The following is a 24,279-nucleotide window of genomic DNA, read 5'->3' as shown; positions in this document are numbered from 1 at the left end:
TTAACCATTAACCATTAACCATAAATGTTAACTACTAATACATACTCAATACTATAAAAGGAATACAACGATGGGCGATAAAGAGAAAACCAAAGAAAAAGACAATAAAAGCCTGATGGATAGTATTAAAGTTCTCTTGGGTAAAGAAGACAAGCTAAACGACCAACTCGAAAAAGGTCAAGGCCTTGAAAGCTATGCCAAGGACTTACTTTTAATGATGAGCTTGGTTAAAGATTATTACCAAGGCAACTATCGCAATATTCCTTATAAAACCATTTCAGCGGCTGTAGTTGGGCTGCTTTACGTCCTAAACCCTATCGACATTATTCCTGACTTTATTCCGTTTATCGGTTATATCGATGACGTATTAGTGTTGAAATTTTGTCTCAAATTGATGGAAAAAGATTTAAAGACGTACAAAACTTGGAAAGATAAGCAGACCGCTGCTAAAGAAGAGACAAAGCCTAGCGATAAAAAGCTAGAAGATAAAAATAAGAGCCTAAAGAAAGAAGACAAAGGTTCTGGCAAGTAATAACAGCCATTAAAAAGACACGGTCAATGATATTCTTTGACCGTGCCTTTTTATGAAACCAGCTTTATCATAAATTCAGAGACTGAATATAAGACCAAAACGTTGTAGTGTATGCCTTTGATTCAGTAAGCCTAATTGTCTAACTTTACAAACAGCTATTAACAAACAGCTATTAGTCAGGTACTCCATAGTTGGGTTTTTCGGGATTGAGTCCAAATGAATAAACAAAGGTACCGACGAGACTATTGACAATAATAAATGGCAAATCAATCGTGGCATGGCCGAGCAAATAGCGGCCAATCAGCCACGACACTATCATCATGATAATAAAAAATGCCCCAAGATATCCCAAGATAGTTGGATGCTTGAGGTTATAAGGCTGTTCAGGTTTAGGCTGTTTATCGAGGATATAGGTTCTTACTGCCCAGCCAGCTGCATAACAAAACCCACCCAACACCACATAACTAAAAAAATTCATATTACCTAACTCTGCTGCGATGGTTAATTATCAAAAATGATGCGTAATACTGGTCTATCACTGCCAATCAATTGCGCTCATTAACGTTGTCAATGACGATATTGGCATGAGGATTGGCTAAAATATCTGTATTAACGTCATCACATTCCACGCGATAGATGGTATTGGCGCCGCGATAAATATAAGACAGATACTCACTGTCGAGTAGCGGATCAATATTGGCATAAACAGGTTTCACATGCGCCAGCACCAGTACTCTATCCGGACGACCAATGACCGCATCGACATTATCAGGATCAATAGAGAAAAATGTTGGAATATCGCTATTTTTAATCACTTCTAACGGTTCAGCGTCATCCCAAACACGCCCGCTACTTGCCGGCTCTTTCATTTGCATGACCCAAGCGCCGCCCTGTTGACTTACCTTTATTTGCGCAGGCTCATCATGACTTACGGTGTAGCAGCCTTCAAATACTGATAAATCTGTTTTCGTTTCAACCGTATTAGTATTCGATTGAGTATTGCTATCATCACACGCACTCAAAAACAGCGCGCTACTTGCTGTAATAGTGACCATTAAAGCCGTCAATTTCTTATAAAACACGTTTGGGCGTACGGACATCATAGGGTTATCCTACATTTGGACATAAAAAACTGATATTGAGTGTGTAACTATTAAAAATCATCAAAGAAACTAATCAAATCTTGCCATCACACTACAATCGCAGCCATTTTAACAGAAAACCACAGCGTTATTATTATCATCTGCGCCTTTACGATTTTATGCATGGCAGCCACCCATAGCTAGGTTAGATTTGTTATACTCAACCTTAAAATAAGCGGTGCTAGTCTGCGTAAAAATAACGCTAGAAAACCTCTTCGCTCCAAGTTTATCATTTATTAGGTCAATACATTTTTATGTCAGAAAATCCTACGTTAGCGCAGTCATTTAGTACTATCAATGCAAATAATCCGCTCGCCGCTAAAGCAAATACGACGGTTGCTTATACGGACGGTGCCTGTAAAGGTAATCCGGGCGCTGGTGGCTGGGGCGCACACCTGATATTTAGTGACGGGCGCACGCAGGACTTATATGGCGGTGATAAAGAAACCACCAATAACCGCATGGAGCTGATGGGTGCGATCCAAGCATTAACCCACAGTCCTCGTGAGCAAACCGTCGAGATTTGGACAGATTCAAGCTATGTCAAAAAGGGCATCACTGAGTGGATTGAAGGTTGGAAAAAACGCGGTTGGAAAACGGCCAGTAAAAAATCCGTCGCCAACCAAGATCTGTGGCAGCGACTGGATGAGCTTTGCCAGCAGCACGATGTTGAATGGCATTGGGTCAAAGGTCATGCGGGGCACGCAGGCAATGAAAAAGCAGACGAGCTGGCGAATTTGGGTGTGACATCTAGTAGTGAGAATTTAACCACGGCTAACTCGCGAGATTTTTCTAAAAAAAAAGACCTATTAACGACTGATAAAAAACTGAATTCGGGCGACGATTGGCTAAAATTTGATCCGTTAGGCTTTAACATGCTGGATGATGAACTTGAGACAGAATTAGAAAGCGAGGCAGCAGAAAACAACTTTTCAAAAGACGGTAGTCAGTACGACGAAATAATAAATAATGATGTTTTAGTCGAAGAAAACTGCCCACCATATGAAATCCAACCTCAGCATCATGCTAGCAAACCCATGAGAAATACCGATATGTCAGAGATAGATTTGAATATGGATACTGAAATAGCAGCCAACTTAGAAAACCAGTCAGAAAACCACACAGAAACTGACTCGCCAAAATTTGATGGTGACACCAGCCGTGCCAATCCGCATTTTATACCGCTACTACCCAAACCTATCCATCGCCATGAATCTGACCGCCAGCTCATTATGGATACGGAGACCACCGGTCTTGATCCAATGAAGGGCGACCGAATTATCGAGGTCGGTATAGTAGAGATGGTTGGGCGTAAATTTACAGGCGAAAAGCTCCACGTCTATATCAACCCACAGCGCGGAATGGATGAGGAAGTTATTCGCATTCATGGTATCTCTGAAACGTTTTTAACCGATAAGCCAACCTTCGATCAAGTGGCTCAGGTATTGTATGACTTTATGGATGGTGCAGAAATCATCGCTCATAACGCCACCTTTGATATGAACTTCTTAAATATGGAGTTTGCCAAAGTTGGCATGCACGACTTTGCCGAGCGTGTAAAAGTGACCGACTCGTTGATGATGGCCAAACAGCAATATCCTGGGCAAAAAAACACCCTCGATGCCCTCGTTCGCCGCTTAGATGTCGGTAAACAAGACCGTACTTTCCACGGGGCATTACTTGACTCTGAGATTTTAGCAGAAGTTTATTTGGCAATGACCGGTGGACAGGTCACGCTGGCTATTGAGGAAGATACCCAAGCTGATGGCGGACACACTGCTCATGCAAACTTTGCCGATTTGGCCGCTTTACTGCTTGAATCGAGTAGTAACGAGAGCGCCAATCAAAGCTGGTATACTGCACTTGCCGAAGATTATCCTGAACTCAAGGCGAAAATGTAGCTAGTGAAGCAAAAGTCATTAAAATGGTTTTTTATATTGACATAACGTCTTATACTGACCGTTGAGTAAGTTAATCTTGCTGATTATGCCGATAAGCGTTAAAACTTTATTGATATACATTTTTACATTGTGATCTAAACCCTTGCTATTTTCATCAGTACGTCATGGAAAAAAATAACTATGAACCCTTCTACACAAATGAAATTGACCGCCCCAACCTTGAGTGTGACTGATTTTAACCTACCATCACTGCATTTATTGCACGATGAAATTAACGTCATTTTAAAAGATACCGAAATTCATTTGGGCGAATTTAATGATGATGATAGCCAAGCGCCTTTATTGTTAGACTCTATTATTGTATTAAAACAGCTGTCTTGTATTTTTGAGCTGATTGCTTTGGTAGGTGCAGAAGCGCTAAATACAGCAATTGTTCATGGTTTACAAAAACTTTATGACAGTGGCGATAATAATAATAACGCTTTGATTATGGATTTATCAGAAGCCATAATGACGCTTGATCGTTACGTGGAGTTTGTATTACTGACTGAATCGGTAGAGCCAACTTTACTGCTACCTATTATTAATAAACTCAACGCTCACAGTCACGAAGCACCTATCGCTGCCGATTATTTTGCAGCGTTTGGTCATAGTAGCGTCATTATTGCCAACCCTGAAAACAATTTTCAACCGCTTAGCGAGCTCAATCTTGATAGCGAATTATTAACTTACGCTTATCGTAGTGGACTTGGCGTTGCTTTGCTAAATCAAGACGGCAAGGTGAACCAAGATGAGCAGCAAAAACTCGATGCGATGTCGGCAGCTTGCGCCTTGATAGCAGCAAATACCAATAGTTTGTTTTGGCAGGCAGCTAAGGCTGCCGTTGCTGATATCGCCAACATCTTACCGTTAAATTTGAGCCAAAAACACACCCTTATTTACTTAGAGCAGCAGTTTCAAAGCTATCTGCCGGTTATGGACTCGCGTTTTGCAAACTTAGTCAGTTTTGCTTGCCAACGTGACACCGAAGAGGCAAAAACGCTGCGTGATCTCTATGCTGCCAATCAATTAGAAGATTCACAGCGTGAACAAATGGAGCGCTTCTTATTTGGTCCTAATCGTGCTTTAACCGATACGTTAAATACGATTATTCAAGCGCAAATCAATACTATTAAAGAGAATGTCGATAGCTACGCGCGCGGTGATTCTATTAATCCTGTCGATATGCAAACCTCTCAAATCACTGAGCAGCTTACCGAATTGCGGTCAGCTTTTCAGTTATTAGGATTGGCAAATGCTGCAAACAGTCTGAACGCTGCAGCAGATGCCGTGAGTAAATGGCGTACGCCTACTCCAGAAGATTTTGATCACTTATTATTGGCGTTGATGCATGCTGAAAACGCGACTATCGCGATGGCAGAAATGCACACCCCAGGTGCCATCTACTTACCTTTGAATAATCCACATATCTCACTACATCAGCTGAATACTGCTTACGACACCTTGATACAAGAAAGCCGCACGGCTATTGCCAGTGCCGAACAAGCCATCACGGACTATTTGGCTGAACCTGAGCGAGATGTATTGAATATTCAAAATATTCCTGAAATGCTGCGCCAAGTAGGGGGTGCAGTGCGCTTTTTACAATTGCCCACGCCTGCGAGTATGCTTAGCCAATTAGCGAGTTATTTGCAGCAGCGTATTAACAGTGGCGCACGCCTAGATGACAGCACTTTGGCTTATATTGCTGATGTCATTATGGCGGTTGACCACCACTTAGATGGCTTTGAGAACAATCGTCCCGTGAGTAAACAGGCGCTAGATGTCGGACAACAAAGCTTAAGCCAACTGCTCGCTGCTTAATTGCTAGAGTATCAGGTAGCTTGCTTATTTAGCCATCATTTAACCACTTATTTTAAACAGACTCGTACAGCGGATATGAGTCTGTCTTTGACTGTTTGGAAACTTGCTTTATGACCAATGCCTTTATCCTCAATGACGAAACGGTTTTATGCCGTCAAACGCCTAACGGTTGGTGGCCTGTGCAGGTTCAATTACCACAGTCGGATATCGACATCACAGCGTTAAGTGCTAGTGACGCTCAGCCAGCCTATCAAGTTAGCCGAGTAACGCTACTTGAAAGCTTAGCGCCAGCTCACTGGTTACCTAATGACAATAGCAGTAGCATTAATAGTAAAGATGCAGATCGTCTGGCTGATTTTAGAATTAAAACTGCCAATTCATTTACTGCTAATGATTTTACCGCACAAGCTGCCATTGCCATTACTTATGATTATGCAAAAGCTCATAATGTTACTTCGCCTAAAATTTTAGAAAGTGATGGGTTAGAAAATAGTCATTTAGAAAGTAGTCTAGAAACTGACGCCTGCGCCTTTATTGCCTATCGTCTGCTTATCACTCATTTACCAGTTGCCCTATCTGGCCAACTTAGCCAAGCCATTCAGCTGTTGCGCTGGCAAACAGATACGCAGTTTTGTAGCCGCTGTGCTACCCCAGTCATCGCCGCCACCTGCGGTGAGCGCGCAATGGTTTGTCCTGTTTGCTGCTTACGCCATTATCCACGTGTGCAGCCATGCATTATCACCGCTATTACTCGTCCGAACCCACAAACGGGCGTGATGCAAATTTTATTGGCGCATCATCACCGTTATGGACAACAAAAAACATCTAATCAGACGTTACAGTATGGTTTGATTGCCGGTTTTGTAGAGGTTGGTGAAAGTCTAGAGCATGCGGTAGTACGCGAAGTGGCAGAAGAGGTCAATATCAGCCTTACCGATATTCGCTATGTCAGCAGTCAGCCTTGGCCGTTTCCGTCTAATTTAATGCTTGGTTTTCGAGCGTCGTATGCAGGTGGTGAAATCGTGATACAAGAAGATGAGCTGTCACACGCGGATTTTTTTGACCTAACAAATTTACCCAAAATACCGTTTAAAGGCAGTATTGCTTATGAGCTGATTGCGCAAATTGCCCATGAACAAGGCATCACACTTTAATTGCTGTTTAATTTATAAAGGCAAGATATCTTTTATAAATATAGCTATTACCCTATTTATTCTAATATCAGATCAGCATTCAGAGCGACTAGAAGAGATAATAAGGTTTTATATTAAATGCAAAGCACCATGAGTAAAGACAGTAATAATATCCGTCTTATCAATCTTCCTATATTGTTCGATAGCTTGAATATAGAGAGATTGCCTGCTGCTACCCAAGCAACGATTGCGCGCATTGACGCCTGCCTGCCACAAACCCAATGCGGGCTTTGCGACCATGCCGATGGATGCTTGCCGTATGCCGTAGCAATTGTTGTCGACGATGAGCCTTATAATAAATGTGTGCCCGGCGGTCAGCCTGTAACGGATGCTATCGCTCATATCCCCGATATCGATAGCAGCGAGCCATTACTGACGGCTGCGCCTTCGCAGTGGCCGATAGATACAACCTCTGCACGGCCTACCGAGGTACGCGCCGTGATTCGAGAAGATGATTGTATTGGCTGCACCAAGTGTATCCCTGCTTGCCCTGTTGACGCTATTGTCGGTACGGGCAAGCACATGCATACTATTTTTACGGATTTATGCACGGGCTGTGAGCTATGTATCGCGCCCTGTCCCGTTGATTGCATTGATTTGGTCACTGTTGAGCGCACGCTGTCGGCAGCTGAGCGCACCCTTGAACAAGACGATTTGCGCCAACGCTATCATACTCATTTAAGACGCGTTAGTGAACAACTTGCCGATAGCAGTAATAGCAAACCCGTGGTTAGCATGGTACAAGCTAAACTAAATAATGCTGTTAGTCAGTCGTTAAACATCAGCGAAGAACAAGCAAAAAATACCATTGCCGCCGCAAAGCTCCGTAGTAAAATTAAAAAGCTAGAAAAACAGCTCAGTGTACGTCCCAACGCGAGCAAGCAGATGGAGCTTGAATCATTACAAGCGGAACTTGCGCAACTTTAATAGTTAACCTCTATTTTGAATAACTAACCGCTAAAATAATAGTAAAAATATCATGAGTAAAACCGTTAAACATAAAACTGCCGAGACGCCGCCTTCGAGGCGCATGCCCAATCGTGACGTTCGTCCGTTCTTTGAGAAATTGGCAGCGACGATTGATGAGCCGGTAACTGAGCTGAATTATAATAGTAATTTTGAGCTATTAATCGCCGTTATATTATCAGCGCAAGCAACCGACGTCAGCGTTAATATTGCTACCAATAAGCTCTATCCTGTAGCAAATACGCCTGAGTCCATTTTGGCATTAGGCGAAGAAGGATTGAAAGCGTATATTAAGAATATTGGCTTATATAATGCTAAAGCTAAAAATGTCATCAAAACTTGCCGTGATCTGATTGAGAAATTTAATAGTACGGTTCCTGATAACCGTAAAGATCTAGAGTCTTTAGCAGGGGTTGGGCGCAAAACCGCAAATGTGGTTTTAAACACTGCCTTTGGGCAGCCGACAATGGCAGTCGATACCCATATCTTTCGTGTCGGCAACCGTACTGGACTTGCGACGGGTAAAAACGTCTTAATCGTTGAAAAAAAACTACTCGAACGTATCCCCGATGACTTTATCATTGATGCACACCATTACTTGATTTTGCATGGGCGCTATACGTGTCAGGCGCGCACGCCAAAATGCGGCGCATGCCCTGTTTATGAAGAGTGTATGTTTAAAGATAAAGCCAAGTTTTTAGAATTATAATTGTAGCGTTAGTTTTGACAATAGCTGAAGGCCAATCACAATTAAACTCATCACAAAAGAGACGATACTTAATCCTAATAATGCCATTGTTGAGTATTACTTATAAAAGAACAAGCGACGCTCACTAGAGTTTTCTCACGTTTCGAGTTAGAATAAGCCTATTTTAACGCTGCTACGCCCGATTTATTACTACACTATAATCAGACATTAAACGCATTATTGGTAAATGCTTAGTATGAAATATCACTTATGCTATTACCCTAAAGCGAGCTAAGCTTAACCATATTTTTTCAAACCTATTCAGTAAATACTTTTATTAAAGTAAATTGAGCAGTACGATTTATCAACAAGTTATCACCGAGCAATCAATTTGTTTGGTCAATATTACTTAAAGCAGCGCCCAGACGTTATGCTTTTTCCTATTTTTATTGATTCAATTAAGCGATCCCATTATGCGCGAATACAATTTATTTACCTCAGAATCTGTGAGCGAAGGCCATCCAGATAAAATGGCTGACCAAATATCAGATGCCATCCTTGATGCCATTTTACGTGAAGATTTACATGCACGTGTGGCGTGCGAAACACTAGTCAAAACTGGCGCAGTGATCCTAGCCGGTGAAGTCACCACAACTGCCAATATCGACGTTGAACGTATCGTTCGTGATACGGTAAACGGTATTGGTTATCACCACTCTGACTTGGGCTTTGATGGCGAAACCTGTGCAGTCATTAACATGCTAGGCAAACAATCTCCTGAAATCGCTCAAGGTGTCGACCGCAATGACCCTGAAGAACAAGGCGCAGGCGACCAAGGCCTCATGTTTGGCTATGCCAGCAATGAGACCGAAGTGTTGATGCCAGCCGCTATCGAATATGCGCACCGCTTAATGGAGCGTCAGTCTGAGCTGCGCCGTGCAGGTGAGCTGCCTTGGTTGCGCCCAGATGCAAAAGCGCAAGTGACTCTAAAATATGATGGCAGTCAGCCTGTTGCCATTGATGCGGTAGTGTTATCTACCCAGCACGACCCAAGTATTTCACAGACCGATTTACAAGAAGCGGTGATGGAATCTATCATCAAACAAGTACTGCCAGCAGATTTATTACATGCGGGAACGCGCTATCACATCAACCCGACTGGCAAGTTTGTGATTGGCGGTCCTGTTGGCGATGCCGGTCTTACTGGCCGCAAAATTATCGTTGATACTTATGGTGGTATGGCGCGTCATGGTGGCGGTGCATTTAGCGGAAAAGACCCTTCAAAAGTAGACCGTAGTGCCGCTTATGCGGTGCGTTATGTGGCCAAAAACCTTGTTGCCGCTGGTATCGCTGAGCGCTGTGAAGTACAAATCAGTTATGCGATTGGGGTCGCTGAGCCGACTTCTATTTCAGTTAATACTTTTGGCACCAATAAAATCAGCCATGAAGAAATTATCCGCCTGATTCGTACCCATTTCGATTTGCGCCCTTATGGCATTACTCGTATGCTGAACCTATTACAGCCGATGTATCAGCAAACTTCTACCTTTGGTCATTTCGGTCGTCAAGGTTCTGAAACCGCCTTTACTTGGGAAAAAACAGACAAAGCTGATATTTTAAAAGCGGATGCTGGTTTGTAAGGCTTGCGCTAAATATCCTATTCACTGATCTAACTATTAAATGGTCGTGATAAATTCAAACTTACCTACTATGACTAGGAGTCGCTTATGTCTCAAAACAACACGCCAGACAATGTCCAAAATGACGATATTGACCCTGCTCTTGAAATCACTCCTGAAATGCAGGCATTCTACCAACGTGCGGATGCCATTATTGGTGTCGCCAATAGCCAATTAGGCCCTGATGCTCATTCGGGTCAAGTAGGCGCATCTCTGCTCTATGCAGCCGCCCGTTATAGCGCGTCGGTCGCCTCGATTGGCTTTGTAAAAGGTGATGATTTTGCCAAAGAAAAAGATGATATCGTTGAGTTTTATACCAAACAATACCGTCAGATGTTAAGCGACAATTTATCCGATTATGCTCAAAACTTTGACAAATATGTTCAGCTTAATAACGATGATAAGGCGATTAAATAAATCGTTGGCATATCCCTCGTTTTCTAAAGTTACAAAAACTCCCGCACCAAAAAACCTAAACCCAAGCTTATGATTAGGCTTGGGTTTTTTGTTAGTCATGATTTAATGGATGACTGTTGCTAAATAGGCTACTATAGATTTAGACCTGTTTATGATTTATATAGTTAAGGCTAAATATCGACGACAGGAAGTTATCGAATGCTGTCTATAAGGAAATATTACTATGAAGCATTTATTTAAATCACGGCGATTATGTATATCATTATTAGGCTTATCAATGATGACTTTGGCAAGCTGTAATAATATCCAAAGTGTTAATGCACCTGACACGCCTCCTATTCACACCATTGAATACGAACAGCAAATATCCCGTGATAACCCTTTTATCAAATGTCCGCCTTATAATCCTGAACAAACGATGTGTACCATGCAATATGACCCTGTCTGCGTTAAAATAAAGACCAATTCAGGTGTCAGCTATCGTACTGCGGGCAATGCCTGCTCAGCCTGTGGTTCTACGGCGGCATTGGGTTTCATTGAAGGAAAATGCTCAGAGCCTGGCGTCAACGTTCGCTAATAATAAAATAACGACGCTGAATTCTAAAAAAGCTCCAACTTTATATAAAATTGGGGCTTTGGTATTCAATGATATTTACCAAATAAAGCTACTCATCAGGTTTTTCGATATCAGGAGGACCTGTTAGCAAGTCTTCATCACGGAACTCATTGGCTGAATTATGCTCTGCTGACTCCTCAGTGATAAACCACTGCTGATTGCGATATAATATTAGCCTATCTCGACTGAGACCGCGCAGTAACGAATACATCATAACAACGATGACGACAGCAAACGGGAAACCTGAAACGATAGAGGCTGCTTGTAGTGCGTCCAAACCGCCCGCTGCTAATAATACCGCCGCGATAACCCCTTCTGTTCCCGCCCAAAATAAGCGCTGGATTTTTGGTGGATTGGCATCACCGCCAGAGGTCAGCATATCAATGACAAAACTGGCTGAATCTGATGAGGTGACAAACCAAAGGACAATCATCACTACGATCAGCAGGTTCAGTGCTGATGTAAATGGAAAAGATTCCATCAACTTAAAAATCGCACTACCCGTATCAGCCCTGACCGCTTCAATTAAGCCTGGACTTGCAATACTAGGATCAACAGCGGCCATCAGCTCCATATGAACAGCGGAGCCACCAAACGCGGTAAACCATAAAAATAAAATAGTAATAGGGATTAACAATACACCCAATATAAACTCACGAATGGTGCGACCACGAGAGATACGCGCGACAAATACGCCTACAAAAGGTGACCAACTAATCCACCATGCCCAGTAAAAAATCGTCCACGATGACTGCCAGTTCTCTTCGCCATTATAAGATTCAGTCCACGTCCCCAACGGTATAACTTGATGCAGATAATTACCGATATTTTCAACAAAGCTATTAAAGATAAATTGCGTGGGTCCTAAGATAATCACAAAGCTGAGTAGTACGACGGTGAAAAATATATTGATATTACTGAGGCGCTTGATACCTTTATCCAGCCCCATAAATAACGACATTCCTGCCAGCATCGTAATAAAAACAATCAAAATGATCTGCACAGTGATGTTATTAGGAATACCAAATAACGTCTCAAGGCCAGAATTAATCTGTAATACCCCAAGGCCTAGCGTCGTTACTACACCAAACATGGTTCCGAACACCGCCAGTATATCGACCGTATGGCCCATAGGACCGTAGATTTTTTTGCCGATCAAAGGATATAAGGTAGAGCGAATAGCCAACGGTAAACCCACTCGATAGTGGAAATACGCCAGTGCCAATGCCACCATGCCGTAGACTGCCCAAACGTGCAGACCATAATGTAAAAACGAAATATTCATTGCTTGTTTGGCCGCAGCAATCGTTTCAGCCTCGCCTAATGGTGGCGCCATAAAGTGATATAGTGGCTCGGCAGTTCCCCAATACAGTAACCCAATACCGATACCGGCTGAAAATAACATGCCAATCCAGGAAACCAGATTATACTCTGGCTCCTCTGTTTGATGACCAAGCCTGATATCACCGTAGCGGCTAAAAATCATGTAAATACTCATGACCAGCACTAAATTGACGACGACAATAAAGAACCAACCAAAGCGTATAGACACAAATGCCTTGGCTTGACCAAATATTTCACTGGCCACATCATTAAAAAAGGCACCGAAAATAATAAACGCGAGGATTAAAAGCGCAGAAGTTAAAAACACAGGTCTACTTACCCGTGGAAAAGGGCCCAATCGGCCAACTTTCACATGATCCATTCATAATCTCATTTTTTTGGGGTGCCTACCTTAACAAGATAGACCCCAACTATCAAACGTGGCTGAGCGCTACGACAATAGTTAGATTAATGAAAGCCTAAGGTAGACCAGTGCTTTAGAGCTTTTTTGATACTATTTATCAAAGTGTTTAAATTTAGTAACATAGGGGAAACACTGAAAGAATTATCCTCTTTTTCTTATCAAATAAATTACAATAAACAGTCGCTTATCATTAAAACAGTAAATTTCTTTCCATAAAAATATCTGAATGTTTATGGTTGTAGTTTTAATAACTTGGCATTATTACCATCTTCTAGCACCCAAACTTGGCCATCGACATTTAACACACTACGAATACGCTCTCCCATATCATAACGATAACGTTCGGTAGCCCTGTTGTTGTCATCAACATTGACCACGATGAGCGCTTTTGATGATAAACCACTGATCAGAGCATTACCTTGCCACGCTGGGAAGTCATGGTGTTTACCCCCTTTATAAATGCTCATCGACGAAGGGGATATCACAGGTGTCCAAGATATTTTTGGTGCAGCAAAATCAGGACGCGTATCATGATCAGGAATATCCGTCCCTGAATAATTGCGTCCGTTCGAGACTATTGGCCAGCCGTAATTATTGCCTTTTACTATCAAATTAAATTCATCACCGCCCCGTGGTCCCATTTCATGCGCCCAAAGTCTACCCTCATCATCAAACGCCATGCCAAGCACATTGCGATGACCAGTTGTCCAAAACTGGGCGGCAATGTCGCTGCCATTTCCCGTAAACGGATTATCGGTTGGCACTGAACCATCGGCACGTAATCTGATAATTTTGCCCAAATTCACGCTCATATCTTGCGCTGGCGTTTTTTGTTGACGCTCACCTGAGCTGATATATAAATACTGCCCGTCAGGTGAAAAAAGTAATCGATGACTATAATGACCTTGGCCTTTTACCTTTGGAATTTGCTGCCAAATTGGCATAGTTCGTTGTAAACGCGGCGCATCAGTATCCAAATCTGTCAGCTTTGCTCGAATAACTTTAGCGCCAAATTTATTACTACCATTTCCTGTTCCGGCTTCGACGAAGCTAAGATATATATTGTTAGATCTGGCAAAATCTGGCGCAAGAACAATGTCACCAAGACCGCCTTGCCCGCCATAAGCTACTTTTGGCAAGCCAGTCACGGCCGTCTTCGCACCTGTAGCTGTATCGACAATAAATAACGCTCCTACTTTTTGGGTCACCAGAAGTTTAGGCGCTGCATCATTAATGGTTGGTAACGCCGTCATTGCCCACGGTTCATTAAAGGTAGCAACGGTCTTGGTAGTAAAGGTAGGTTTTTCAGAATGTAAAAATTCATTGACGACTGAATCTTCGGTTTTTTGCTGTTCTGTCAAATTGCCATCAGCCTCAATGACTGACTTATCAGAGCAAGCAGCTGTGCTAAATAGTAGCGACATCATTGCTAATGATAGTGCTATATATTTTTTGAGCCTTTTATTTTTAGGGGTTTGAGCAGTGTGCCTTTCCGTCGCCATAATTATATTTGTCATGCTAGCCATCCTTGTGCACTTTTTTATAATATAGCAAGCGCATCATCTATTCTGGTACAGATTATGTGTGCTCATAGAAAAACCCCTCACTTGCAATAACAAATGAGGGGTCTGGCTTAACGTCAAAAATGGCTGTTTAAGTGTGCTCTTAGCTCATTCTAAGCTTATCAAAAGTTAGCTCATCATCAGCGCCGACATCAATTTTGATGATATCGCCTGGGACAAAATCCCCAGCTAGCAGTTTCAGTGACAATGGGTTTTCAATCTCTTGCTGAATAGCACGTTTGAGTGGACGCGCACCATACACAGGATCATAACCCACTGCGACCAGTTTATTCATCGCATCTGCCGATAGCTCGATATCCATCTCACGCTCTTGAATACGTTGACGTAAACGATCCAATTGAATATCGGCAATACCCGCCATCTGCGACATGCCAAGCGGATGGAATACGACAATTTCATCAATACGGTTGACGAATTCTGGACGGAAATGCTGCCCAACTGACTCCATGACTTCCGCTTTAATATCCTCGTAGCTCTCACCAACCATTTCTTGGATTTTATGCGAACCCAAGTTACTGGTCATGATAATGACGGTATTTTTAAAGTCGACCACGCGACCTTGCGAATCAGTCAAGCGACCATCGTCTAGCACTTGTAGCAAGATATTGAACACATCAGGATGCGCTTTTTCAACTTCGTCAAACAATATCACGCTATAAGGCTTACGGCGAACCGCTTCGGTTAATGTACCACCTTCTTCGTAACCGACATACCCTGGAGGCGCACCCACCAAGCGACTGACGCTGTGCTTCTCCATATATTCACTCATGTCGATACGAACAATTGCATCCTCACTATCAAACAAGAAGTTCGCCAGTGATTTGGTCAACTCAGTTTTACCGACACCCGTTGGGCCAAGGAACAAGAACGAACCTGAAGGACGATTCGGGTCAGACAAACCAGCCCGGCTACGACGCACCGCATTGGCGACCGCTTCGACCGCTTCATCTTGACCGATGACGCGCTCGTGGAGTTTTTCTTCCATCGCCAGCATTTTGTCACGCTCGCCTTGCATCATCTTACTGACTGGAATTCCAGTCGCTGCGGCAACGACTTCCGCAATTTCGTTATCCGTGACTTTATTACGTAGCAGTTTTACACCGCTATCTTCACCGCTCTGCTCTTTTTGCTCTGCCAAATCCGACTCAGTGATACGGCGCTCAAGCTGCGGAATGGTCTCGTATTGCAGCTTACTCATGGTTTCATAGTCGCCTTCGCGGCTGGCTTTGTCATAAGCAATACGCGCTTTGTCCAGCTCATCTTTTAGCTGCTGACTGCCTTTAACCAACGCTTTTTCAGCCTGCCAAATCTCATTAAGATCGGCGTATTCTTTCTCTAGCTCTTCGATTTGGCTATCAAGCACCTTACGTTCTGCTTGCGCGCCAGCATCTTCTTCATTTTTGAGCACTTCGCGCTGCATTTTTAACTGAATCAAACGGCTATCAAGCTTACCGAGTGCTTCAGGTTTGCTGTCCATTTCCATCCGCAGACGACTTGCCGCTTCATCAATGAGGTCAATCGCCTTATCCGGTAATTTGCGATCAGTAATATAGCGATGGCTCATCCGCGCTGCTGCAATGATCGCGCTGTCTTGGATATCGACACCGTGATGCAGCTCATAACGCTCTTTTAGACCACGCAAAATAGCAATGGTATCTTCGACCGTTGGCTCATCGACCAATACTTTTTGGAATCGACGCTCAAGGGCGGCATCTTTTTCGATAAATTGACGATACTCGTCCAATGTCGTCGCACCAACGCAGTGCAGCTCACCACGCGCAAGCGCAGGTTTTAACATATTGCCCGCATCCATCGCGCCTTCTGATTTACCAGCGCCGACCATGGTATGTAGCTCATCAATAAACAAGATGACATTGCCTTCTTGTTTGGCCAAATCGCTCAGCACGCCTTTGAGTCGCTCCTCAAACTCGCCGCGGAATTTTGCTCCTGCAATCAGCGCGCCTAAATCAAGCGATAGCACTTCTTTACGGCGTAGCCCTTCTGGAACATCACCATTGATAATTTTTTGCGCCAAGCCTTCGACAATAGCAGTTTTACCAACACCCGGCTCACCGATGAGAACAGGGTTGTTTTTGGTACGACGTGATAATACTTGAATGGTACGGCGAATCTCTTCGTCGCGACCAATCACGGGGTCTAGCTTACCAAGTTCCGCCTGCTCAGTTAAATTAATAGTATATTTATTCAGCGCGTCACGTTGATCTTCGGCATTTTGATTATTCACCGTTTCATCACCACGCAGTTGCTCAATGACCGCTTTTAATTTAGTCGCCGTCACACCCGCGTTCTCAAATATCTTTTTGGTTTCGCCTTGTTCAGCGAGCGCTAACATCACCCATTCAGTCGCGATAAAATCATCGCCTTCTTTTTGGGCTTGGCGATCTGCCAAGTTTAAAATCTTCACCGAATTTGGATTTAAATTAACATCGCCTGTTGGCTCGCTAATCGTCGCTTGATTGTCGAGCGCTTTGGCGACGCCATTCTTTAGGGCAGGAATAGATGCGCCCGCTTGTTGGCAGATAGACAAGTTAGACTCATCTTGCAGCAATACCGCAAGTAAATGTACCGGATCAATACCAGTATGATCGCGGCCTAACGCCAGACTTTGTGCTTCTTGAATCGCTGATTGCAGCTTTTGGGTAAATTTTTCGAACCTCATATTTGTGTCCTTTTATAATTGCTTAAATATCTAAGTAGTCGATGCGGTTTTTATAAGTATTAAACATTACCGCAGGCTTTTCGTTGTTATTTATATAGGGTTTATTGAGTAATATTTCAATATCTATTTAACTATTGTCAATAATAGTTAGTGACCTACTAGTGTAAACACATACAAGAAAAATAAGTAACAATTCAAAATTAAACCTTACTAGCAACAATGATATTAATATAGTTTCTTAATAAGCACATTATGGACGTATTTCAAGAGTGTAAATAAAAGAAATTTGAGGATTTAAGAAAGAGAAATGGGATTAAAAACAAGGGAGTCATATATAAATTAAAAGGTTAATAAAGGTTAAATAAGCGCCACTTACTCAACAATCTCAATGGGAGTGCCAACCTTCACGGCCGCCATAATTTCATCCATCTCATCGTTGGTGACTGCCAAACATCCTGCTGTCCAATCGCGCTGCTGGTTAAGCATCGCTAAGGCACCAAAGCCATTTTTTTGACCATGAATCATAATTGCGCCACCTGGGCTCACGCCGTGTTTCTTAGCACGGGCTTTATCGACAGCATTGGGATAACTGACGTGAATAGAACGATAATATTGAGATTTCTCGTTTTTATAATCAAGAATATACGAGCCTATCGGTGTGCGCTGATCGCCTTCTTGTTGTTTGTGACCAATAGGATTGCCACCAAGCGCAATATGATAGGACTTAATAACTTTATCACCGCTTAATAACTGCAGACGACGCTCAGATTTATCGACAAAAACTTTATCGATAACAACGTCACTAGGAATGGTCTGCGGTTGTTTAGCAATATTTTTAGCAGTAGCGATGGCACTTGTGCTCATAATAGCAGCAAGGCTAAATCCAATTGCGATAAAGAGCCCACTTAAATACTTCCTGACATTTGGGCGAAAAAATAACATAGGCTTTAATCCATATAACTAATATTTAATAGCAATGAGTCATAATATATCAAAGCACTATGCCATTTTTTGGCGCTAAACGCTGTGCAAAAATAATGAATAAGATAAAAACACCTTCTGACAGTCGTTATACCATACGAATCGCGCCATCTAAGCGAATGACTTCACCATTTAAGTAGGCATTATCAATGATGTGCAGTACTAATTTAGCAAACTCACTTGGATTTCCCAAACGTTTAGGATAAGGAACGCTTGCCTCTAGCTGCTCACGCGCTTTTTCCGGGATAGTTTCCATCATCGGCGTCGCAAAAACGCCCGGTGCAATTGTCATGACGCGGATACCATGACGCGCCAGCTCACGAGCAAGCGGTAACGTCAGACCGACCACGCCCGCTTTTGACGACGAATAACTCGCTTGCCCTACTTGACCATCGAAAGCCGCGATAGAGGCTGTATTTATGATAATCCCATTATCCATATTGGCTTCATTTGATGGCTTAGCAGCCACACGCTTAGCAATACTGGCCGCGACCAAGCGTGCCACATTAAAAGAACCGACAAGATTGATATTCACGCCGCGACTAAAAGCCTCAAGCTCCGCTGGATTGTTTTCGCGGTCTAAGAGCTTTTGCACGACAGCGATGCCAGCACAATTAATCGACCCTTGCAAACCGCCAAATTCTTTTTCAGCCGTAGCGACAGCCGCTTGCACATCATCACCACTGGTAATATCACAGCGTACAAAACGGGCATGATCACTAAGCTCATCAACTAATGCTTGCCCTGCTGACTCATTAAGGTCGGCGATAACGACTTTACCGCCTTGAGCGACGATAGCACGAACCACTGCCTCACCCAAACCTGATGCTCCGCCAGTGACCAAAAAGCTGTGTTGTTCAATTTGCATAACTCTTCCTTGGTATTATTATTTAACTGTCTTATTTGTTACTCGCTTAATAATTTCATTTTATTTAAGAGGCAGATAAACTTCGTAGTAAAAAACGCTGAATTTTACCACTTGGCGTTTTTGGTAACTCAGACACAAACTCAACTTCACGTGGATAAGCATGCGTCGATAGGCGTTTACGAACCAAATCTTGGATTTCTTTGGCAATCTCGTCTGTTCCTTTAATACCTTCTTTTAGTACCACATAAGACTTTATAGTGTGACCGCGAACTTCATCAGGAACACCTACCGCCGCGGATTCTGCAACAGCTTCATGCTCAAGCACAGTATTTTCGACGTCAGTTGGTCCAACGCGATATCCTGCCGTAGTGATAATGTCATCATCTCGACCTGAAAACCAATAGCTGCCGTCACTATGACGCTCGACCACATCGCCGGTCAAATAGTAATCGTCTGTAAAGGCGTCTTTTTCATTCCAGCTATAACCGCGGAAATAAAATGCGGGCGATTGGCTAACCACCACCGCAAGCTGACCTTGCTCACCATCGGGTAATACTTGCCTATCATCATCTAATACGACGAGTGTGTGACCCGGTAGCGCCATTCCCATCGAACCAGTGGGGCATTCATGTGCTAACGCATGGTGCGCACAGCATGTCATGCCCGTCTCTGTTTGACCATATTGATCTTTCACTTGGCAGTTTAAATATGTCTCGACCCAATTCACCACTTCAGTGTTTAAAGTTTCGCCTGCTGAATTGGCACAGCGCAGTGATAGTTTATTGTTAGTATCAGAATCATTAGCATCAGAACTATTATCATCATAAGCCTTTTCAAAGACGCCGCTAGATTTCATCATTCGAAATGCCGTTGGTGAAGACGCCAAATTGGTAATCTTATGACGAACCATAAAATCGCGAGTATTTTCAGCGTCAAAGCCTGCCTCATTAAAATAGGTAGTGACACCCATCAGTAAGGGTCCCGTAATGGAGTAATATAGTCCATACGCCCAGCCTGGATCGGCCATGTTCCAGTAGTTATCATCAGGTCGTAAGTCAATGGCGTAGCGCATATACAGATAAAAAGCAGATAGTGCTGATAACGGTACACTGACGCCTTTTGATTTTCCTACCGTTCCCGAGGTAAACATTTGCAAAAACGGCGCATCGGTATCCAATAATACGGGCTCGATCGTTTGCGACTGTGATGCCATCATCTGGGCGTAATTATCATCTGCCCATTTGTTTTTGCTATCCGTTTGCGCATCATTCTCGCTGCTAATCATGACCATTTTGGTTTGCTCAGCTAAGTCTTCAAACTTGCCGCGGTTTTCTTCATTGGTAAAAACCACTTTGGTATTAGCTTTATCCATGCGATATTTAATCGAATCGTAACCAAAAGCGGTAAATAGCGGTTGATACACTGCGCCAATGCGCCAAGTCGCTAAAACAATGGTGAGCAGCTCAGGGGTACGCGGCAGCATGGTCGCCACTTGGTCGCCGACTTGAACGCCGTAAGATTTTAGTAGGTTGGCAACTTGCGCACTCGCCTTATCAAGCTCGGCAAAGCTCATTCGCGTTACTTTGCCAGTGGTATCTTCATGGACTAGAGCAGTATTGTCCCCGCGACCATCACGAACATGGCGACCACAGCAGGCCATATAAGCATTTAAACGGTCATCTAAATGCTCACCATACATTTCTGTTAATAAGTTATCTATATTAAAGTTATGATAATAGTCATTATAACTGGTTGGCGTCTGGGCGCTATCTGTAGCAGGGCTTACAGCCGATTGACTTGCAGAGAAGGTATTCATAAGCTAATCCTTTAGCAATAGTGAGTAAGTGATAGAAAATTTACGGTTTAGCAAAAATGAGTATTTTCTATCTTAATCGTTAAGATAGTCTATTAGTAACGTATTTTTTTACTTATTTCAATACATAATGTATCATTTTTTAAGAACCGAACCTTGAAACCTTTATTGGAAGACGCTTAAAAACCCAAGTAACGCCTTCTCCTCACAGCTTTGATAATTTTTAGTTCGTCCACGGCGCGCTTGTTTATACGTGTCAAAAAACTGCCTTGCCAAAAAACGCTCAATCACAATGGGATTGATATAAGAAGCACGGCAGACAGCAGGCGTATTGCCAAGTTCTTCTGCGACTTCTTTAACCATATCAACCACCAGTTGTTGACGCTCAGCACTGTTAGGTTCAGTATTTAATATCGACTTTCCTATAGGCGTTTGCAGCTCATCGTATAAATGACTGGCGGCCAACACACTTGCCATCCAAGTTCGAAAATCCTTGGCGCTGTAACTCTTACTTTCGCCATCTTGAGCACAAGTATGTTTACGAATATAGTCGTTGATATCACTGCTATCGACGACTTGTTTATTGCCATTGTCATCCAAATATTTAAAAATCTGATAACCTGGCAACTCAGAACAGGCTTGAACAATCTCAACCAAACGCTCGTCTTGCAATTCAATATGATGCTCTTTTGAGCTTTTGCCAACAAAATCAAACGCCAGTCCTGACTCCGTTTCACTCACATGCCTGCTGCGTAACGTGCTGAGTCCAAAGCTTTTATTGAGCTTTGCATAGCGGCTGTTACCAATACGAATTAACGTTGTTTCTAATAATTTAACCACGGCAGCAAGGACATTGTCGCGTGATAGCGGCGCCGCTTCTAAGTCTTTTTCAACTTGCGCTCGCAGATTGGGCAAGGCCTCGGCAAAACCTATCATCGCATCAAACTTAACCTTGTCACGAACGCGATTCCACTCTGGATGATATAGGTACTGCTTTCGAGCTTTTTCATCACGACCAGTCGATTGCAAATGGCCATTCTCATCTTGGCATATCCAAACCTCTGACCACATGGGCGGAATCACCAGCGCATCAAAACGCTGACGTAGCGCTTTGTCTTTGACCGTTTTGCCGGCCGCATCTTTATAAGTAAATCCACGACCCCAACGCCTGCGCGTAAATCCCGGCTCATCGTCGCTGACGTAGCGCAAGTTGGCTAAGCGCGCCAAATACTCATAATCATGGCGCATATCTTGCGTGGTTGTCTGCTGGTCTGACTTCGCCATAAAAAATACTCGATTGATAAAATAGACGTTTTAGCATAATGAATTGCGGCTGTTTTTGCTGTTTGTTTGCCACGAGCAAAGTGTAATCGATGTGTAAAACACTCCTTTAAAAGGTTCTAAATGATGAGTTTTTAAGCCATAATTCGCTAAAATCTATAACTTAAGTTGAATAAAATATAATGGAAAATACTTCTATTAGAATAACGCCATACTCTAAAGCTGATTACGACGCTTGGTCAAAATTGTGGCAAAACTACCTAAGGTTTTATGAAACTCGTTTACCACTCAGCACCACAGACAAGACTTGGAGCAACCTGCTCGATAGCGATATGCCGATTTGTGGTTTTGGCGCTTGGATTGAGGATAACTTGGTTGGTTTTACGCATGTGGTGCTACATCCCAATACGTGGAATACCACTGAATGTTGTTATTTAGAGGACCTATATGTCAGTGAAGATATTCGCGGTCAAGGCGCTGGAAGGACATTGATTGAGCATGTTTATGAGTTCGCTCGCCAAAAAAACTGTAACCGAGTCTATTGGACCACCCAAGAAGGCAATACAGCAGCGCGCTATCTTTACGATATGCTGGCCACTAAAACAGATATGATTCAATACCGCAAGGATTTATGATTAATAGCAGCAGTTTTATAAGCTTTTCAAAATAAAAAATGCCAAGTATAAACTTGGCGCCTTTTTTGACGACTGCACTCATATGAGAAATGACTATTTACCGTACGTACACAGATAAGCGCTTTCCACTGCTACTTTTACTTGAAATTTTTGGTTGGCGTCAACAGTAAATTGCTCGCCCGCATTAAAGGTCTGCCACTCGTCACTCTCTGGTAGCTTAACCGTCAAAGCACCGCTAACCACGCTCATCGTTTCAAATTCGCTAGTGCCAAATTCGTATTCACCGATTTCCATCACACCGACGGTTGCAGGCAGGGTTGCTGTTTGAAAAGCAATAGAAGTGACTTTATTATCAAAATAGTTATTAACGCTTGGCATAGTTTTCCTTAAATTATATTTATTTCAGAGAATGAACTAAATTTAGCTTTATATAAGTACAGCACACAGTTTTTAGGCTTGATTTAATAAAGATAAGCGAACGACTTTGAGAGCTTACGAACAACGAAGTTGAGCGTTCTTTATTAAATCATGCATGACATAATTTATGTATGACACTTACTTTTAACATTCATAGTGACAACTACAATCCAGCTTTTAAACTGGCTTCGATAAATTGATCCAAATCACCATCAAGTACAGCGCTGGTATTAAACGTTTCAACGCCAGTACGTAAGTCTTTAATACGTGAATCATCGAGTACATAAGAGCGAATTTGACTGCCCCAACCGACGTCAGACTTGTTGTCTTCAACCGCTTGCTGAGATTCCATGCGTTTTTGCATCTCAAGCTCATAAAGCTTAGCACGTAGTAACTTCATTGCCGTCGCTTTGTTGCCATGTTGACTACGCTCGTTTTGACACGTGACCACCACGCCAGATGGCTCGTGAGTAATACGAACGGCTGAATCAGTAGTATTTACGTGCTGGCCGCCCGCTCCCGATGAACGATAAGTATCAATGCGTAAATCAGCCGGATTGATATCAATCTCGATATTATCATCGATCTCAGGCGAGACAAAGACAGCAGCAAACGAGGTATGACGACCATTATTGCTATCAAATGGCGACTTACGAACTAAGCGATGCACGCCAATCTCAGTCCGTAACCAACCAAAGGCATAATCGCCTTTAATCTCAATCGTTGCTGATTTAATGCCAGCGACGCTTCCTGACGATACTTCAATGACGTCCACTTTAAAGCCGTGAGAATCTGCCCAGCGCGTATACATTCGCAGCAGCATTTCTGCCCAGTCCTGCGCCTCTGTTCCACCACTTCCCGATTGGATATCTAAATAGCAGTTGTTTGGATCCATCTCACCACTAAACATCCGGCGGAACTCTAAATCTGCAACGCGTTCTTCGGCACTATCGAGTTCTGCTTGAACATCAGCAAGCAATGTCTCGTCCTCTGCTTCTACGGCCAACTCAAGCATTGCTGACGCATCTTCTAAGGTCGTTTCAAGAGAGACGACAACGTCAATCACTCCGTCAAGCAGGCTTTTTTCTTTATTAATCTTGGTTGCACGCTCAGGATCATTCCAAAGCTCAGGGTTTTCTAATTCTAAATTGACTTCTTCTAAGCGCTCTTGCTTACCATCGAAGTCAAAGATACCTCCGAAGGTCCTGTCCACGCTCTGATAAATCTTTGATTCGTTCTTGATACGGATTGATTTCCATAAAATTTCCTGTTTTTTA

General features: G+C 43.0%; 21 protein-coding genes. 10 read left to right on the top strand and 11 right to left on the bottom strand.

Features of this window, described 5'->3' with window-relative positions; genetic code table 11:
- Positions 1-70: 70 nt before the first annotated feature.
- Entirely contained in the window at positions 71-532 is a 462-nt protein-coding gene (locus B4K26_RS12835) for a YkvA family protein (RefSeq protein WP_409521371.1), read from the top strand.
- 172 nt (positions 533-704) lie between these two features.
- Here B4K26_RS12835 and B4K26_RS02195 read toward each other — a convergent pair whose 3' ends face one another.
- Together B4K26_RS02195 and B4K26_RS02190 are read right to left on the bottom strand one after the other, a co-directional pair.
- A complete protein-coding gene (locus tag B4K26_RS02195; protein WP_296243256.1) occupies positions 705-1,010 on the bottom strand; it encodes a hypothetical protein in 306 nt (101 codons plus the stop codon).
- Between the two features lie 67 nt (positions 1,011-1,077).
- Positions 1,078-1,635 (bottom strand): hypothetical protein, encoded by a 558-nt coding sequence (locus B4K26_RS02190; RefSeq protein ID WP_296243254.1) that lies wholly within the window; start codon positions 1,633-1,635, stop codon positions 1,078-1,080.
- A gap of 293 nt (positions 1,636-1,928) precedes the next feature.
- Between B4K26_RS02190 and dnaQ the strand changes: the two genes are divergently transcribed.
- From dnaQ to B4K26_RS02150, 8 genes are all read left to right on the top strand, one after another.
- Positions 1,929-3,575 (top strand): DNA polymerase III subunit epsilon, encoded by a 1,647-nt coding sequence (gene dnaQ / locus B4K26_RS02185; protein WP_296243253.1) that lies wholly within the window; start codon positions 1,929-1,931, stop codon positions 3,573-3,575.
- 180 nt (positions 3,576-3,755) lie between these two features.
- Positions 3,756-5,438, top strand: a complete 1,683-nt coding sequence (locus B4K26_RS02180) for a hypothetical protein (protein ID WP_296243252.1) — start codon at positions 3,756-3,758, stop codon at positions 5,436-5,438.
- Positions 5,439-5,548: 110 nt separating this feature from the next.
- Positions 5,549-6,592 carry an NAD(+) diphosphatase gene (nudC, locus tag B4K26_RS02175; protein ID WP_296243251.1) on the top strand — a complete coding sequence of 348 codons (1,044 nt, stop codon included), beginning with the start codon at positions 5,549-5,551 and terminating at the stop codon, positions 6,590-6,592.
- Positions 6,593-6,709: 117 nt separating this feature from the next.
- Positions 6,710-7,558 (top strand): RnfABCDGE type electron transport complex subunit B, encoded by an 849-nt coding sequence (locus tag B4K26_RS02170; RefSeq protein WP_296243250.1) that lies wholly within the window; start codon positions 6,710-6,712, stop codon positions 7,556-7,558.
- Positions 7,559-7,610: 52 nt separating this feature from the next.
- Positions 7,611-8,306: an endonuclease III gene (nth, locus tag B4K26_RS02165; protein ID WP_296243249.1), complete on the top strand. Its 696-nt coding sequence runs from the start codon at positions 7,611-7,613 to the stop codon at positions 8,304-8,306.
- Positions 8,307-8,758: 452 nt separating this feature from the next.
- The gene (gene metK, locus B4K26_RS02160) at positions 8,759-9,925 is read left to right on the top strand and encodes a methionine adenosyltransferase (RefSeq protein ID WP_296243248.1); all 1,167 of its coding nucleotides are present in this window, start codon (positions 8,759-8,761) and stop codon (positions 9,923-9,925) included.
- Positions 9,926-10,012: 87 nt separating this feature from the next.
- The gene (locus tag B4K26_RS02155; RefSeq protein WP_296243247.1) at positions 10,013-10,381 is read left to right on the top strand and encodes a DUF3144 domain-containing protein; all 369 of its coding nucleotides are present in this window, start codon (positions 10,013-10,015) and stop codon (positions 10,379-10,381) included.
- 223 nt (positions 10,382-10,604) lie between these two features.
- Positions 10,605-10,958: a hypothetical protein gene (locus B4K26_RS02150; RefSeq protein ID WP_296243246.1), complete on the top strand. Its 354-nt coding sequence runs from the start codon at positions 10,605-10,607 to the stop codon at positions 10,956-10,958.
- An 88-nt stretch (positions 10,959-11,046) separates the two neighbouring features.
- On the opposite strand, the gene B4K26_RS02145 is transcribed toward B4K26_RS02150, so the two are convergent.
- From B4K26_RS02145 to B4K26_RS02115, 7 genes are all read right to left on the bottom strand, one after another.
- Entirely contained in the window at positions 11,047-12,702 is a 1,656-nt protein-coding gene (locus tag B4K26_RS02145) for a BCCT family transporter (protein WP_296243245.1), read from the bottom strand.
- Between the two features lie 272 nt (positions 12,703-12,974).
- Positions 12,975-14,171 carry a PQQ-dependent sugar dehydrogenase gene (locus tag B4K26_RS02140; protein WP_409521373.1) on the bottom strand — a complete coding sequence of 399 codons (1,197 nt, stop codon included), beginning with the start codon at positions 14,169-14,171 and terminating at the stop codon, positions 12,975-12,977.
- A gap of 238 nt (positions 14,172-14,409) precedes the next feature.
- Positions 14,410-17,007, bottom strand: a complete 2,598-nt coding sequence (gene clpB, locus B4K26_RS02135) for an ATP-dependent chaperone ClpB (protein ID WP_296243243.1) — start codon at positions 17,005-17,007, stop codon at positions 14,410-14,412.
- A gap of 372 nt (positions 17,008-17,379) precedes the next feature.
- Positions 17,380-17,949, bottom strand: coding sequence for a L,D-transpeptidase family protein (locus B4K26_RS02130; RefSeq protein WP_296243242.1), 570 nt, complete (start codon positions 17,947-17,949; stop codon positions 17,380-17,382).
- Positions 17,950-18,076: 127 nt separating this feature from the next.
- The gene (locus B4K26_RS02125) at positions 18,077-18,856 is read right to left on the bottom strand and encodes an SDR family NAD(P)-dependent oxidoreductase (RefSeq protein ID WP_296243241.1); all 780 of its coding nucleotides are present in this window, start codon (positions 18,854-18,856) and stop codon (positions 18,077-18,079) included.
- Positions 18,857-18,920: 64 nt separating this feature from the next.
- On the bottom strand, positions 18,921-20,672 hold the full coding sequence (locus B4K26_RS02120; RefSeq protein ID WP_296243240.1) for an AMP-binding protein: 1,752 nt from the start codon (positions 20,670-20,672) through the stop codon (positions 18,921-18,923).
- Between the two features lie 162 nt (positions 20,673-20,834).
- The gene (locus tag B4K26_RS02115; protein WP_296243239.1) at positions 20,835-21,953 is read right to left on the bottom strand and encodes a DNA topoisomerase IB; all 1,119 of its coding nucleotides are present in this window, start codon (positions 21,951-21,953) and stop codon (positions 20,835-20,837) included.
- Between the two features lie 179 nt (positions 21,954-22,132).
- Here B4K26_RS02115 and B4K26_RS02110 point away from each other — a divergent pair, with 179 nt between their 5' ends.
- The gene (locus B4K26_RS02110; protein ID WP_296243238.1) at positions 22,133-22,585 is read left to right on the top strand and encodes a GNAT family N-acetyltransferase; all 453 of its coding nucleotides are present in this window, start codon (positions 22,133-22,135) and stop codon (positions 22,583-22,585) included.
- A 93-nt stretch (positions 22,586-22,678) separates the two neighbouring features.
- Here the strand turns inward: B4K26_RS02110 and B4K26_RS02105 are convergent, their stop codons facing one another.
- Together B4K26_RS02105 and prfB are read right to left on the bottom strand one after the other, a co-directional pair.
- Positions 22,679-22,963 carry a pyrimidine/purine nucleoside phosphorylase gene (locus B4K26_RS02105; RefSeq protein ID WP_296243237.1) on the bottom strand — a complete coding sequence of 95 codons (285 nt, stop codon included), beginning with the start codon at positions 22,961-22,963 and terminating at the stop codon, positions 22,679-22,681.
- 202 nt (positions 22,964-23,165) lie between these two features.
- Positions 23,166-24,261, bottom strand: a protein-coding gene (gene prfB / locus B4K26_RS02100) for a peptide chain release factor 2 (RefSeq protein ID WP_296243236.1) whose coding sequence is annotated in 2 segments (ribosomal slippage) — positions 23,166-24,188 and positions 24,190-24,261 — 1,095 coding nt in all. Because the reading frame shifts where the segments join, the coding sequence is not laid out codon by codon here.
- Positions 24,262-24,279: the final 18 nt, after the last annotated feature.

Origin of the sequence: Psychrobacter sp. UBA6766 (assembly GCF_002453355.1) — a bacterium.
Taxonomy (GTDB): Bacteria; Pseudomonadota; Gammaproteobacteria; order Pseudomonadales; family Moraxellaceae; genus Psychrobacter.
This window is presented reverse-complemented; position numbering and strand designations above follow the sequence as displayed.

Coding starts and splice junctions, on each gene's coding strand:
- nudC (WP_296243251.1), top strand. CDS start 5,549: ATGACCAATGCCTTTATCCTCAATGACGAAACGGTTTTATGCCGTCAA.
- B4K26_RS02190 (WP_296243254.1), bottom strand. CDS start 1,635: ATGATGTCCGTACGCCCAAACGTGTTTTATAAGAAATTGACGGCTTTA.
- nth (WP_296243249.1), top strand. CDS start 7,611: ATGAGTAAAACCGTTAAACATAAAACTGCCGAGACGCCGCCTTCGAGG.
- B4K26_RS12835 (WP_409521371.1), top strand. CDS start 71: ATGGGCGATAAAGAGAAAACCAAAGAAAAAGACAATAAAAGCCTGATG.
- B4K26_RS02125 (WP_296243241.1), bottom strand. CDS start 18,856: ATGCAAATTGAACAACACAGCTTTTTGGTCACTGGCGGAGCATCAGGT.
- B4K26_RS02105 (WP_296243237.1), bottom strand. CDS start 22,963: ATGCCAAGCGTTAATAACTATTTTGATAATAAAGTCACTTCTATTGCT.
- B4K26_RS02145 (WP_296243245.1), bottom strand. CDS start 12,702: ATGGATCATGTGAAAGTTGGCCGATTGGGCCCTTTTCCACGGGTAAGT.
- B4K26_RS02130 (WP_296243242.1), bottom strand. CDS start 17,949: ATGTTATTTTTTCGCCCAAATGTCAGGAAGTATTTAAGTGGGCTCTTT.
- B4K26_RS02120 (WP_296243240.1), bottom strand. CDS start 20,672: ATGAATACCTTCTCTGCAAGTCAATCGGCTGTAAGCCCTGCTACAGAT.
- dnaQ (WP_296243253.1), top strand. CDS start 1,929: ATGTCAGAAAATCCTACGTTAGCGCAGTCATTTAGTACTATCAATGCA.
- B4K26_RS02140 (WP_409521373.1), bottom strand. CDS start 14,171: ATGATGTCGCTACTATTTAGCACAGCTGCTTGCTCTGATAAGTCAGTC.
- B4K26_RS02180 (WP_296243252.1), top strand. CDS start 3,756: ATGAACCCTTCTACACAAATGAAATTGACCGCCCCAACCTTGAGTGTG.
- B4K26_RS02115 (WP_296243239.1), bottom strand. CDS start 21,953: ATGGCGAAGTCAGACCAGCAGACAACCACGCAAGATATGCGCCATGAT.
- B4K26_RS02110 (WP_296243238.1), top strand. CDS start 22,133: ATGGAAAATACTTCTATTAGAATAACGCCATACTCTAAAGCTGATTAC.
- B4K26_RS02170 (WP_296243250.1), top strand. CDS start 6,710: ATGCAAAGCACCATGAGTAAAGACAGTAATAATATCCGTCTTATCAAT.
- metK (WP_296243248.1), top strand. CDS start 8,759: ATGCGCGAATACAATTTATTTACCTCAGAATCTGTGAGCGAAGGCCAT.
- clpB (WP_296243243.1), bottom strand. CDS start 17,007: ATGAGGTTCGAAAAATTTACCCAAAAGCTGCAATCAGCGATTCAAGAA.
- B4K26_RS02195 (WP_296243256.1), bottom strand. CDS start 1,010: ATGAATTTTTTTAGTTATGTGGTGTTGGGTGGGTTTTGTTATGCAGCT.
- B4K26_RS02155 (WP_296243247.1), top strand. CDS start 10,013: ATGTCTCAAAACAACACGCCAGACAATGTCCAAAATGACGATATTGAC.
- B4K26_RS02150 (WP_296243246.1), top strand. CDS start 10,605: ATGAAGCATTTATTTAAATCACGGCGATTATGTATATCATTATTAGGC.